The organism is Streptomyces sp. NPDC057302 (genome assembly GCF_042667685.1).
GTDB lineage: Bacteria > Actinomycetota > Actinomycetes > Streptomycetales > Streptomycetaceae > Streptomyces.
Map to the genome: position 1 here is coordinate 38352 of NZ_JBHUZJ010000009.1, position 12853 is coordinate 51204.

Annotated in this window: 11 protein-coding genes and 1 pseudogene; 5 read left to right on the plus strand and 7 right to left on the minus strand. The window is 73.7% G+C overall.

Annotated elements, in window-relative coordinates; genetic code table 11:
* Positions 1–18 precede the first annotated feature (18 nt).
* Entirely contained in the window at positions 19–1377 is a 1359-nt protein-coding gene (locus tag ACFUPX_RS09550) for a hypothetical protein (protein WP_383318705.1), read from the minus strand.
* Positions 1378–1490: 113 nt separating this feature from the next.
* On the opposite strand from ACFUPX_RS09550, the gene ACFUPX_RS09555 reads away from it, so the two are divergent.
* Both ACFUPX_RS09555 and ACFUPX_RS09560 read left to right on the plus strand, forming a co-directional pair.
* Positions 1491–2768 carry a molybdopterin-dependent oxidoreductase gene (locus tag ACFUPX_RS09555; protein WP_383318708.1) on the plus strand — a complete coding sequence of 426 codons (1278 nt, stop codon included), beginning with the start codon at positions 1491–1493 and terminating at the stop codon, positions 2766–2768.
* Positions 2768–3304 (plus strand): hypothetical protein, encoded by a 537-nt coding sequence (locus ACFUPX_RS09560; RefSeq protein ID WP_383318711.1) that lies wholly within the window; start codon positions 2768–2770, stop codon positions 3302–3304. The genes ACFUPX_RS09555 and ACFUPX_RS09560 overlap by 1 nt, the downstream gene beginning before the upstream one ends.
* Here the strand turns inward: ACFUPX_RS09560 and ACFUPX_RS09565 are convergent.
* From ACFUPX_RS09565 to ACFUPX_RS09575, 3 genes and pseudogenes are all read right to left on the minus strand, one after another.
* A complete protein-coding gene (locus ACFUPX_RS09565) occupies positions 3256–3936 on the minus strand; it encodes a class I SAM-dependent methyltransferase (RefSeq protein WP_383318714.1) in 681 nt (226 codons plus the stop codon). The genes ACFUPX_RS09560 and ACFUPX_RS09565 overlap by 49 nt on opposite strands.
* Before the next feature lie 155 nt (positions 3937–4091).
* Positions 4092–4730, minus strand: a pseudogene (locus ACFUPX_RS09570) (DUF2064 domain-containing protein); the annotation flags it as partial.
* Between the two features lie 536 nt (positions 4731–5266).
* On the minus strand, positions 5267–6016 hold the full coding sequence (locus ACFUPX_RS09575) for a glycosyltransferase family 2 protein (protein ID WP_383318717.1): 750 nt from the start codon (positions 6014–6016) through the stop codon (positions 5267–5269).
* A 124-nt stretch (positions 6017–6140) separates the two neighbouring features.
* On the opposite strand from ACFUPX_RS09575, the gene ACFUPX_RS09580 reads away from it, so the two are divergent.
* Positions 6141–7046, plus strand: a complete 906-nt coding sequence (locus ACFUPX_RS09580; protein WP_383318720.1) for a response regulator transcription factor — start codon at positions 6141–6143, stop codon at positions 7044–7046.
* A 5-nt stretch (positions 7047–7051) separates the two neighbouring features.
* Complete coding sequence (locus ACFUPX_RS09585) at positions 7052–8167, plus strand: sensor histidine kinase (protein ID WP_383318723.1); 1116 nt, start codon at positions 7052–7054, stop codon at positions 8165–8167.
* A 75-nt stretch (positions 8168–8242) separates the two neighbouring features.
* On the opposite strand, the gene ACFUPX_RS09590 is transcribed toward ACFUPX_RS09585, so the two are convergent.
* Positions 8243–9292 (minus strand): NAD-dependent epimerase/dehydratase family protein, encoded by a 1050-nt coding sequence (locus ACFUPX_RS09590; protein WP_383318726.1) that lies wholly within the window; start codon positions 9290–9292, stop codon positions 8243–8245.
* A 119-nt stretch (positions 9293–9411) separates the two neighbouring features.
* Here ACFUPX_RS09590 and ACFUPX_RS09595 point away from each other — a divergent pair, with 119 nt between their 5' ends.
* Entirely contained in the window at positions 9412–9912 is a 501-nt protein-coding gene (locus ACFUPX_RS09595; RefSeq protein ID WP_383318728.1) for a hypothetical protein, read from the plus strand.
* Positions 9913–9940: 28 nt separating this feature from the next.
* On the opposite strand, the gene ACFUPX_RS09600 is transcribed toward ACFUPX_RS09595, so the two are convergent.
* On the minus strand, positions 9941–11392 hold the full coding sequence (locus ACFUPX_RS09600) for a carboxyl transferase domain-containing protein (protein ID WP_383318731.1): 1452 nt from the start codon (positions 11390–11392) through the stop codon (positions 9941–9943).
* Positions 11385–12848 carry an acyl-CoA synthetase gene (locus ACFUPX_RS09605; protein WP_383318734.1) on the minus strand — a complete coding sequence of 488 codons (1464 nt, stop codon included), beginning with the start codon at positions 12846–12848 and terminating at the stop codon, positions 11385–11387. The genes ACFUPX_RS09600 and ACFUPX_RS09605 overlap by 8 nt, the downstream gene beginning before the upstream one ends.
* Positions 12849–12853 lie beyond the last annotated feature (5 nt).

Sequence of the window (12853 nt, forward strand, 5' to 3'; positions counted from 1 at the left end):
CCCGGGGCGCGGCCCGGCTCACCACCCCGTGAACAGCAGATGGTTGACGGCCAGCGCGAGTACGGCCTGTGCGGTGAGCCAGTAGCGGCGGCCCGCCGTCGGCAGGAGCGCCGTGGCCGCGAGCAGGAACGTGGCGAAGGGCAGCCAGATGCGTTCCGTCTCCGCCTTGCTCATGCCGGACAGATCGGCGGCCAGCAGGGACAGAAGGGCGGCCAGGACAAGGGCGGTCAGGCGGTCGGCGGGTGTGGTCCGGCCGGTGCGCAGGCGGCTGAGCGCGCCGGGTGCGGATGCCAGCGTCCTGCGCAGGCCCGCCACCGTCGCGAGCCCGACGACGAGGACCGTGCAGGCGAGGTTGGCCCAGACGAAGTAGCCGTACGGCCTGATGCCGCCCGCCCCTTGGTGGTAGCGCTCGACCAGCAGGCGATAGGCCTCCCACCAGTTGAAGCCCGCGAGGGTGAAGACGAGCGGGGCCAGGGCCGCCCCCGCCAGCAGCAGCGGGAGCGGGCGCGGGGTGCGGGTGATGAGCAGGACGGCGGCGGCGACGAGGGCGAACAGGGTCAGGCCGTACGAGAGGTAGCAGACGAGGCCGAACAGCAGGCCCGCGCCGAAAGCGGCGGCAGCGGGGGAGCGAACCCTGCGTGTCGCCGCCAGCGCGAGCAGGGCGATCATCCAGGCCGTGACGGCGGCGAAGTAGCCGTCGGCCGAGGCGCCCACCCAGATCGCGGCCGGGGCCAGGACCAGGAAGGGCGCGGCCCGGCGGGCGGTCTCCTCGTCGGCCAGGGCGCGCAGGGTGACCAGCACGGCCACCACGGCGGTGCTGCCCACGGTGATGCAGAAGGCCCCGGCCCAGGCGCCGCCGCCCAGGCCGACGCGGTCGAGGAGGACGAAGGTGAGGGTGGCGCCCGGTGGATGGCCCGCGGTGTGGGCGGGCCAGTGGTCGGGGGAGTCGATGAGGAGGTGGCGGGTGAAGTCCCGCAGCGTTGCCGGGATGTCCTCGAAGCGGTCGATGACCTGGAGATACTCGTACTTGGTGGTGAGTCGCCGCGCCACGCCGCGGTGCCAGCCGTCGATGAGCGCGAGCGACCAGATCCAGGCCATGGAGGCGGTCCATGCGGCCAGGAGAAGGGGCCGCCAGGGGAGCCGGGCGGCGAGGGCGGGAGCGTAGGCGATCACCGCGACGGCGACCGCGAGCGCGGCGGGCGTGCCCGGTCCGACGTGCGGATCCCATCGGGCGTACAGGGGAGGCCAGTTGAGGTGCAGTGTGCCGTCCGCGTGCTCGACGGCGGTCCCGACGACGACGGCCGCGACGACGAGGAGCGCCGCGACCGCGGCCGTGGCCAGGTCACGGCGGTGGCCGGTGCGCTGAGTGGTGCTCACCTCTGCACGGTAGGCGCAGGTGGGGCGGGTGACGGGGCTCGGCGGGACGATGTCAGCGTTTCGTCATGAGTCGTGGGCCCACTCGGGGGCAAGGTCCGGCATACGGTCGATTCATGCCCCCCGCACCACGTGTGACCTCCCCTGCCGAGCCCGGTTTCTGGCGCAGCCCGCTGCGTGGGCCCTGGCTCACTTCGGTTCTCGGCGTCGTCCTGCTGGTCGGTGTCCCCGTGCTGTTCGTGACCGGCCTGCTGTCGTACGCCGCGTACAACCCGGACCTGTCACCCCGCAACGACAAGACACCGGACAAGGGCCTCCTCGGCTTCTACCTCTTCGACTGGCCGACCGACCCGCACTGGCTCTACCGCCTCAACCAGGGCCTGCACGTCACGCTCGGTATCACGCTGGTCCCGGTGCTCCTGGCGAAGCTGTGGTCGGTGATCCCGAAGCTCTTCGCGCTGCCCCCGGCGCGGTCGGTGGGGCACGCCCTGGAGCGGGTGTCGCTGCTCCTGCTGGTCGGCGGCGCGCTGTTCGAGTTCGTCACCGGGGTCCTCAACGTTCAGCTGGAGTACCTCTTTCCCGGCTCGTTCTACCCGCTGCACTTCTACGGGGCCTGGGTGTTCTTCGGCGCGTTCGCGGCGCATGTCGTGCTGCGCCTGCCCCAGGTCGTCCGTGTGCTGCGGGAAGAGGGGTGGCGCGAGCGGCTGCGGGATCCGCGTCCCGAGCCGGTCGACGCGGGGGGACTCGTGGCGCCCCGGCCCGCCGAGCCGACCGTGTCGCGGCGAGGGGCGCTCGGCATGGTCGGCGCGGGCTCCGCGCTGCTGTTCGTCACGACGGCGGGGCAGAACTTCGACGGGCCGCTGCGCCGCACCGCGCTCTTCGCCCCGCACGGCGGCGGCGATCCGGGGAGCGGACCGAACGGCTTTCAGATCAACAAGACGGCCGCGAAGGTGGGCATCGAGCGGCAGGACACGGGCGAGCTGTGGCAGCTGATCGTCAGCGGGCCACGGGGGCGCGGTGATGTCAGGCTTTCCCGGAGCGATCTGCTCCGACTCCCGCAGCACGGAGCCGCGTTGCCCATCGCGTGCGTGGAGGGCTGGTCGACCTCGGACCAGCTGTGGCACGGCGTACGGCTGCGGGATCTCGCGGCCCTCGCCGGGTTCGACGAGGACCCTCCGGGCGTACTCGTGGAGTCCTTGCAGCGGCGCGGGGCCTTCCGCAGGGCCGCCCTGCGCGACAACCAGGTGCGCGACCCGCGCTCGCTGCTCGCGCTGCGGGTCAACGGGGCGGATCTTTCCCCTGACCACGGCTACCCGGCGCGGATCATCGTCCCGGCCGCGCCCGGCGTGCTCAACACCAAGTGGGTGTCCCGTCTGACCTTCGGGGAGCTGTGATGACCGGTTTCACGCACCGATTCCGCCGGTGGTACGGCGAGGGTCCGCTGCAACCCCTCGTGCTGCTCGGCTCTTTCGCGCTCGCGGGATACGCGGGAGTGCGTCTCCTGGAGGGCGACTGGCTGCTGATCGCCGTCTGGTTCGTCGGTGCGGCGCTGGTGCACGATCTGTTGTTCGTGCCCGCGTACGCGCTCGCCGACCGGGCCCTGCGGGCCGCCGGTGGGCGGCGAAGCCGGGGGGAGCAGAACCGTGAGGAGTGGAGCCGTGGGGAGTGGAGCCGTGAGGAGTGGAGCCGTGGAGGGTGGGTCAACTTCGCGCGCGTTCCGGCCTTCCTGTCCGGGTTGCTGCTGCTGGTCTGGTTCCCGCTCGTAGCCGGAGGGGTGGAGCGCTACGAGTCCGTCACCGGGCTCCCGGCCGGTGCCTTCCTCGACCGCTGGCTGACCGTCACGGCCCTGCTGTTCGCGGGGTCCGCCCTGTGCCGGGTCCTTCAGACGCGGCGCAGGGCGAGGAAGCAACGGCCGCCGGCGGTCCACTGACCTGCCGGGTGCCAGCCGAGCGGACGGGCGTGGCGCAGCAGGGCGGGTGTGCCGAGGCGGGCCCAGGGGAACAGCTCGCCCAGGGCGCCGTGCCCGTCGTCGACGTGCACCTCCACCCGCTCGTCGACGTCGAGCGGCGCGGTCTCGGCGATCAACAGGCCCTCAGGGGCGAGCAGCTGACCGACGCGGGTGAGCAGCGCGGCCGGATCGCCGCCGATCCCCACATTGCCGTCGATGAGCAGGGCGGTCCCCCAGCGGCCCTCGCCCGGCAGCGTGTCGAAGACGGAGCGGAGCAGTGCGGTGCCGCCGAGCCGGATCGTGTGGTCGACGGCCGCCTGGCTGACGTCGACCCCCAGGACGCGATGCCCCCGGGCCGCGGCTCCCGCCACCAGGCGGCCCGGCCCGCAGCCGATGTCGAGCACACTGCCCTCGCAGCGACGCAGCGCGGACAGGTCCGCCGCGTCGGCGTCGCCGCACCACCGCTCGACGTCCAGGGGCAGCAGCCAGCCGTCGCTGCGGCGCAGGAACAGCGGGCCGTGGCCGTTGCGCAGGGCGTTGGTGTAGGGATCGGCACGCCAGGGGGTGGCGGGGGCGGCCCTACAGAGGGCCGTGTCCGGCGGCGCGGCGCTCATCGGCTGCCGCCTGTGCCGGGGTGTCCGGCTGCGGAGGGCGGGACTGTGGTCTGCGCGGCTGCCGGTTGTCTGGTGGTGGTCTGCCCGCCTGCCGTCTGCCCGCCTGCCGTCTGCCCGGCTGCCGTTTGTCCGGCTGTCGTCTGCCCGGCTGTCGCCGTGAGGCGGGCGAGCATGGCGGCGAACCGGCTGCCCGGCGCGGCGGCGGCGACCCTGCCCGCGTCGTCGGCCGTGTCGACGTCACGCAGCCGGGGCAGATCGCGCACCCGCAGCCCCGCACCGGTGAGCCGGGCCCGCTGGAGGGCGCCGGTGTCCGGCCGGGACATGGGGACGCCGCGCAGCAGTTCCGGGTCGGGTTCGGCCAGGCCGAGCGCCCAGAAGCCGCCGTCGACGGCAGGGCCGAACCAGGCGTCGCAGTCCTGCCAGGCGTCGGGGCCGAGGGCCGGGGCGAGGAGGGCGGGACTGAGCTGGGGGGTGTCCATGCCGACAAGCAGGGCCGGTCCCGAGCACTGGGCGAACGCCGCGGCGAGCCGTTCGTCCAGGCCGCCCGCGCACTGGGGCACCACTTCGATGCCGGGCGGCAGCCAGGGCCCAGGCCGTCCGGCGAGCACCAGGACGCGTCGCCGGGCGGGCGCCGCGAGCACGGCGGCGAGGGTATCGCCGAGCGAGGCCGCGGCAAGCTCGGCGGCCTCCTCCGGGGTGTAGGGCGGGGAGAGGCGCGTCTTCACCCGCCCCGGCAGCGGCTCCTTGGCGATGACGAGCAGAGTTGTGGTTCCGGATGTGGGTACGGCGGGCATGGTCGGTGCGGTCGGTGCGGTCGGTGCGGTCGGTGCGGTCGGTGCGGTCGGTGCGGTCGGTGCGGCGGGTGCGGCGGGTGCGGTGCGCTCAGTGGGCACGGCCGGTACGGCGAGGTTGGCGAGCGCTGCGGGCCCAGTGGGCATGGCAGGTTCGGCAGGCGCTACGGACTCGCCGGGTGCAGCGGGTTGAGCACGCTCAGCGGGTAGGGCGGACTCAGCGGGTTCGGTGGGCATGGCGAGCGCTGCGGACTCAGCGGGCATGGCAGGTTCGGCAGGCGCTACGGGCTCGCCGGGTGCAGCGGGTTGAGCACGCTCAGCGGGTAGGGCGGACTCAGCGGGTTCGGTGGGCATGGCGAGCGTCGCGGACTCAGCGGGCATGGCCGGTACGGCGGGCTCGCCGGGTGCGGCGGGCACGGCAGGCTCAGCGGGTGCGGCGCGCTCAGAGGGCTCGGTGGGTCCAGCGGGTGCGGCGCGCCCAGCAGGTTCAGCGGGCTCGGCGGGTGCGGTGGGCCCAGTAGGCCCAGTAGGTACAGCAGTCACCGTGCACCGCCCGCCGCGTGCCCCGCACCAGCCGTAGAGGTCGTCCGTGGTTCCTCCGCGAGTACTGCGCGCATGTCGCGTGCCGCGTGCCACGTCCCCCGCCACGTTCCGGTGACCTTCGACTTCCCGGAGCGCGGCAGATAGGGCACGTCACGCTCCTCGATCCGCCAGGCCGCGTCGGCCGCCCGTACGACCATCTGGAGGGGGTATCCGCTGCGCCGGTCGGTCAGGTCCAGCCCGAGCAGGTCCTCGCGCCGCGCCGCCCGCATCGGGCCCAGGTCGTGCAGGCGTACGCCGGTCCGCCGCCGCAGCATCCGCGCGAGCGCCAGATTGCCCGCGCGCGCGTGCGGCGGCCAGGCGCCGCGTCCCTGCGGGCGCCGCCGTCCGACGACCAGATCGGCCTCTCCGTCGGCCACGCGGCGTACGAAGGGCCGCAGCAGCCCCGGATCGAGGGAGGCGTCGCAGTCGCAGAAGCACACGACGTCCGCGTCGGACGCCGTCAGGCCCGCGTGGCAGGCGGCCCCGAAGCCCCGCCGGGACTCGTGCACGACGGTGGCGCCCAGGGCGCGGGCGATGTCCGCCGAGCCGTCGGTGGAGCCGTTGTCGACGACGACGGCCCGCCAGCCCCGGGGGATGCGTTCCAGGACCCAGGGCAGCGCGGCGGCCTCGTCGAGGCAGGGCAGGACGACGTCGACCCGAACGGCTCGCTCGTCGGGCTCTGCGGAGGGGAGGGGGGAGGGGGTCATGTGACTCACCCTATGAATCTGAACCGGACATATCGGACTTGAGGTTCTTACGAAACAGGGACGTCGGCAACCGGTGACCGGTCTGACCGGCAGATCTCCGCGCGACAGGTGCGAGGCTTGCCGTATGCAGTCACCGCCGCAGGACCGCCCGCCCGCCGGATCCGGTGCGCCCGACGTGCCCCGGGTGCTCGTCGTGGACGACGATCCGACCGTCGCCGAGGTCGTCGCGGGCTACCTGGAGCGCGGCGGCTACACGGTCGACCGCGCCGAGGACGGCCCCGGGGCGCTGGAGCGCGCCGGGGTGTTCCGGCCCGACCTGGTCGTCCTCGACCTGATGCTGCCCGGCATGGACGGCCTGGAGGTGTGCCGCCGTCTGCGCGCCAAGGGGCCCGTGCCCGTCATCATGCTCACCGCACGCGGCGACGAGGACGACCGGATCCTGGGCCTGGAGATAGGGGCCGACGACTACGTCACCAAGCCGTTCAGCCCGCGCGAGCTGGTCCTGCGGGTGGGATCGGTACTGCGCCGCAGCAGCGCGGCCCGCGCTGCCGAGGCCGTCACCACGCTGCGGGCCGCCGGCCTGTGGGTGGACCCGGCCGCGCGCCGCGCGACCAAGGGCGGGGCCGAACTCGCCCTCACCCTGCGCGAGTTCGACCTCCTGGCCTTTCTGCTGCGCCACCCCGGCCAGGCGTTCGGCCGGGAGGAGCTGATGCGGGAGGTCTGGGGCTGGGAGTTCGGTGACCTGTCCACGGTCACCGTCCACATCCGCAGGCTGCGCGGCAAGGTCGAGGACGACCCCGCCAGGCCGCGGCTGATCCAGACGGTGTGGGGTCTGGGCTACCGCCTGGACGTGCCGGACGGCGAAGAGACACCGCCGGGCGGCGAAGAGACACCGCCGGGCGCCGGCGACCCGCCGAACGCAGGCGACCCACGGCCCCTCCCCGCCGCCCCCGATACCCGCAGCGCGACCGACACCCCCGACGCCCCGACCGCCCGACGCGACCGCGTACCACCCCTAGCCGAAGGCTGAGCCTCATGCGGGACATCCTCCTCATCGCCCTCTTCGCCTTCCTGGGCGCCGCGAGCGCCGGACTCCTGGGCGCCTTGGCGCTGCGCCTGCTGCGCCGCCGCTCCCTGGTGGTGGCGATGACCGTCGTGGCGGCCGTCGCGGTGCTCGCGATGCTGGGCGGGACGCTCGCGGTGGCCTGGGAGATGTTCCTCTCGTCGCACGACCTGAAGGTGGTCACCGTCGTCGTGGCGATGGCCGCCGTGGTCTCGCTCGCCACCGCGCTTCTGCTCGGCCGCTGGGTGGTCGCCCGCAGCAACGCCCTGACCCTGGCGGCCCGTTCCTTCGGCGACGGCGGCAGCTTCGCGGCGCCGCCCGAACTCGTCAGCGCTGAACTCGCCGCCCTGACAAGGGAGTTGGAGTCGACCAGCGCCAAGCTCGCCGAGTCCCGCGAGCGCGAGCGGGCCCTGGAACGCTCACGGCGTGAACTGGTCGCCTGGATCTCGCACGACCTGCGTACCCCGCTGGCCGGACTGCGCGCCATGTCCGAAGCGCTGGAGGACGGCGTCGCGGCCGACCCCGACCGCTATCTGCGCCAGATCCGCACCGAGGTCGAGCGTCTCAACTCCATGGTCGGCGACCTCTTCGAACTCTCCCGCATCCACGCGGGCGCCCTCGCCCTTTCCCCCTCGCGCATCTCCGTCTACGACCTGGTGGGCGACGCGCTCGCGGGCGTCGACCCGCTCGCCCGCGAGCACCGGGTGCGTCTCGTGGGCGACAGCGTCGAGGCCGTCCCGGTGGAGGTGGACAGCAAGGAGATGAGCCGCGTCCTGGGCAACCTCCTGATCAACGCGATCCGCCGCACCCCGGCCGACGGGACCGTCGCGGTGGCCGCGGAGCGCTCCGCGGACGGCGTGGTCCTGTCCGTGACCGACGGCTGCGGCGGCATCCCCGAGGAGGACCTGTCCCGCGTCTTCGACACCGGCTGGCGCGGCAGCCAGTCCCGTACACCCCCGGCGGGCGCGGGCCTGGGCCTCGCGATCGTGCGCGGCATCGTCGAAGCCCACCAGGGCCGGGCAGCCGTACGCAATGTCGCGGGCGGCTGCTGCTTCGAGGTCACACTGCCGACGGCGGCGGCCCTCTGAAGAGACCCGCTGCCGACGGCCTTCTGAAGCGACCCGCTGCCGACGGCCCTCTGAAGCGACCCCGACGGGACTGTCCTACCCCCGCAGCGGCGCCTTGGCGAAGGACGCCATCCCCTCGCCGAAGCCCACCTCGGCCCGCCACCCCAGCTCCGCCCGCAGCCGCGCAGAGTCCGCCGTGACATGCCGTACGTCGCCGAGCCGGTACTCGCCCGTCACCTCCGGAACGGGGCCGCCGAACGCCTGCGCGAGCTCGCGGGCCATCTCCCCGATGGTGTGCGCCTCACCGCTGCCGGTGTTGTACGCCGTGAACGCCCCGGCATCCCGCTCGCGCACCGCCTCGACGGCCATCGCGTTGGCCGCCGCCACATCCCGTACGTGCACGAAGTCCCGCCGCTGGCGGCCGTCCTCGAAGACCTGGGGTGCCTCGCCCCGCTCAAGGGAGGAGCGGAAGAACGAGGCCACACCGGCGTACGGGGTGTCGCGGGGCATGCCGGGGCCGTACACGTTGTGGTAGCGCAACGACACCGCACGGCCGCCGCTCGCCCGCGCCCACGCGGCGGCCAGATGCTCCTGCGCCAGCTTGGTCGACGCGTACACGTTGCGGGGATCGGCCGGCGCGTCCTCGCCCACCAGGCCCGGGGTCAACTCGGCCCCGCAGTCCGGGCAGTGCGGCTCGAAGCGCCCGGCGTCCAGATCCGCCGCCGCACGCGGGCCCGGTCGGACCACCCCGTGCGCGGCGCACTCGTAACGCCCCTCCCCGTACACCACCATCGACCCGGCGAGCACCAGATCCCGTACCCCGGCATCGGCCATCGCGGCGAGCAGGACGGCCGTGCCCAGGTCGTTGCAGCCCACGTACTCGGGGGCGTCCGCGAAGTCCTTGCCGAGCCCCACCATCGCCGCCTGATGACAGACCGCGTCCACCCCGCGCAGCGCATCCCGCACCGCGTCCCGGTCCCGGACGTCGGCCACGGTCCACCGCTGACCGGCGGGTGGCCGCGGAGGTTCGGCATGGGCGGAGGGCAGCAGGGCGTCGAGGACCGCCACTTCGTGCCCGCGTCCGGTGAGGGCTTCGACCACGTGCGATCCGATGAATCCGGCTCCGCCGGTGACAAGTACGCGCATGCGGCCCACGCTAGGTGTGAGGAGCCGGAGTGACGATCACCGACGGGGCTTCGTCACGGGTCCGTAAGAAGCGTCAAGCAGCGTCAAGAGGGGTCGAGAAGCGCACGGAGGTGGTCCGGATGACGCTTCGCACATCGACCAGGCAGGGGTGTCTGGTGCTGTACGACTTCCTGACGCCGGGAGCGGACGGAGGGTGTGACATGACCGATGGCGAACGTCGGCGAAGCCGCGGAACTCCGTCGAGTCATCTGGGCGACCACCTGGGTCTGATATCCCAGTTCACCGAGCAGGCGAGGGTCGGCCTCGAAGAGGAGACCGACACCTCGCGGGTCTTCATGGCGATCTATTCCGGCTTCCTCGTGGAGGCCGGAGCGGGCATACGCTGGCTGCTGGAGCCCTCCCTCATCGAGCGGGCGACCGTGGCCGTCCGCCGTGCGGCTCCCGGGGCCAGGGGCGCGGAGCGCGATCTGGCCACCCGTCTGCTGGCCACCTTGTGGACGGCGGGCGTCGTCGCCGGTGTCGAGACCGAGGACTGGATCCGCAGCGCTCCGGAGCTCCCCGAGATCTGTCTGCGCATGGCAGCTCAGGTCGTGGAAGGACAGGGTGATGCCGCGCCCTGACCCTCGTCCGCCGTCCCCACCGGTGACGTCACGTCACCACACCGCGTACGACGCCGAGTTCGAGCAGGTCCTGGGGCCGCAGGCGCAGCTGCTCCGCCGTCGACCGGGTCTCCTCCGGCCCCCGCTTGAGGATGGCGGTGGCAAGCTCCGGGGCGATGACCGAGAAGTAACTGTCCGGTGTGGCCCAGAGGTTGTCCGGCGCCGCGAGGGCGAGTGCGCCGCCGGAGCCACCCTCGCCGATGACCAGCGAGGTGACCGGCACCGGTGAGGCGGCGACGGCGGCGAACAGATCGGCGATCGCCGCGCCCGCGCCCGCGCGTTCGGCTTCAGCCCCGTTCGCGGCCCCCGGCGTGTCGACGAGTGTGAGCACGGGAATGCCGAGCCGCCCCGCGAGCCGTACGAGACGGGCCGCGGTGCGGTACCCGGCGGGCGTCGTCGCCGTCCCGCACTGTGCGGCATAGGCGACCGTCCGCCCCTCGCGCACCCCGAACCCGCAGAGCATCCCCGGGTCCGCGCCCCCGCACCGGTCGCCCCGCAGCGGCGCGCGATCGCTGAAGTAGGCATCCAAGTAGGCGCCGGCACGCGGTCGTTCGGGGGAGCGGGCGCGGCTGACGGCGTCCCAGCCGGTGGCGGGCAGGTCGGTGCGGCCGAGTGCGGCGGGAGGCTCTGCGGGTTCGGGGGAGGCGGCGGAGGCGGGTGCGGTCAGCAGCCGGAGGCGCAGCGCCAGTGCTTCACGCAGCTCCTGCGGACGTACGATCTCGTCGATCGCGCCCGCCGCGAGCTGGGACTCGGCGGTGTACGCCGCCGGATCCGTGTCCGCCGGGCGTACCCGCGACCCGGCGAAGCCGACCTGGCTGCCGGGCAGCGCCAGGATCAGGTCGGCGCCCGCGCCAAGCGTGGCCCAGCCGCCACCCGTGGTCGGATCGCGCAGGACCGCGATCCGGGCGAGGCCCGCAGCGCCGGTGAGCTCGGACTGACGTGCCACGCGCTGCAGTTGGACCAGCGCGCGCATGCCTTCCTGTACGCGGCTGCCGCCCGTCGCGATCAGCGAGACGACGGGCAGCCGGTGGTCCCGGGCGTGGCGGTGCGCGGCCTCCAGGCGGTCCCCGGTGCGCTCGCCGAGGGAGCCGCCCAGGAAGCCGAACTCGAAGGAGGCGATCACCGCCCGGGCGCCGCCGACGGTGGCGGTGCCGCAGACCACCGACTCGCGTTCGCCGGTGCGTTCCTCGGCTCGGGCGCGGGAGTCGGCGTATCCCTGCCAGTCGAGCGGGCCGTCCTGCCTTCCCTCCGTGATCTCCGGCGAGGGGTTGGGGAGTTCGCGAAAGGAGCCCTGATCGGCCAGGGCGCTGACGGCCGCCCGCGCGGTCGAGCGAAGGGCGGCCGGACCGCCGGGCGCGGACCCGGGCGCGGACCCAGGCCCAAGCCCGGACCCAGGCCCAGGCCCATGCTCATGCCCGGACCCAGGAACGGATTCAGGCATGAAGGGACCGCTTCATGATCTTCCCCATGTCGTTGCGGGGCAGCTCCGGCAGATAGTGCACGACCCGTGGACGCTTGTGCGGGGCGAGCTGGGCGGCCACATGGTCCGCCAAGTCCTTTGCCGAAGGCGGCGTGTCGGGATCCGTCGGCACGATCCAGGCGACGATGCGCTCGCCCAGGTCGTCGTCCGGCTCACCGGTCACCGCGGCCTCCCGTACGCCCGGGAATTCGAGCAGGGCGTTCTCGATCTCCCCCGCGCCGATCTTGTAGCCGCCGCTCTTGATGAGGTCGGTGGCCTTGCGTCCGACGATGCGTACGTAGCCGTCGTCGTCGCGCACCGCCATGTCCCCGGTGCGGAACCAGCCGTCGGCGGTGAACGCCGTGGCGGTGGCGTCGGGCCGGTTGAGATATTCGGTGAACACGTTCGGGCCGCGCACCTCGATCTCGCCGACCTCCTGCCCGTCCGAGGTCTCGGTGCCCGACTCGTCCACGAGCCGCAGCTCCACGCCGCGCAGCGGCACCCCGACGGTTCCGGCGCGCGGTTCGCCGTCGGCCCGCACGCTCGTGTTCATCAGGGTCTCCGTCATGCCGTACCGCTCGATCACCCGGCGTCCCGTCGCCGCCGCGATCCGCTCGTGGTCGTGCACCGGCAGCGCGGCGGACCCCGAGACCAGGATCCGCGCGCCCGACAGGGCCTTGGCGAGGGCCGGGTCGGTGGGCAGCGCCTCCGCGATGCGGTGGTACATGGTGGGGACGCCGAACAGCATCGTGGCCCCGTCGGTCAGTTCCCGCCGCACCCCCTCGATGGAGAACCGGCCCAGGTGCCGCACCGAACCGCCCCGGCGCAGCGGCCCCAGGATGCCGAGGATCAGACCGTGCACATGGAACAGCGGAAGGCCGTGCACCAGCACGTCGTCGGACGTCCACTGCCAGGCGTCCTCAAGGGCGTCCAAGGTGGCGGCCAAGGCCCGGCGGGGCAGCACCGCGCCCTTGGGCGGCCCGGTGGTGCCCGAGGTGTAGACGATCAGGGCGGGGGCCTGCGGGTCGGGCTCGTCGGGCGGGGCGGCGGCCGTCTCCGCGGCCGTCGCGCCGCCGGTGAGCGTGATGTCCGTACGCTGCAACACCTGGAGTGGAGCGGGGAGTTCGTCGCCCGGCGCCGCGAGCACGGCCGTCGGAGCGCTGTCCGCCACGATGTGCCCCAGCTCGCCCTCGCCGATCTTCGGGTTGAGCGGCACGACGGGCACACCGGCGATGAGCGCGGCCACGACGCCGACGGCGGTCTCCAGGGTCGGCGTCGCCCACAGGGCGACCCGGCGCTGCGAGCCGATCGAGGCGGCGAGGGAACCGGCCGCCGCCGCGAGTTCGGCGTACGTCAGCGAACGCTCGCCGAAGCGCAGGGCCGGGAGGTCCTGGCCCGTGGCGAGGGAGGGGAAGAGGGGCGGGTGGGGAGAACTCACGCTGC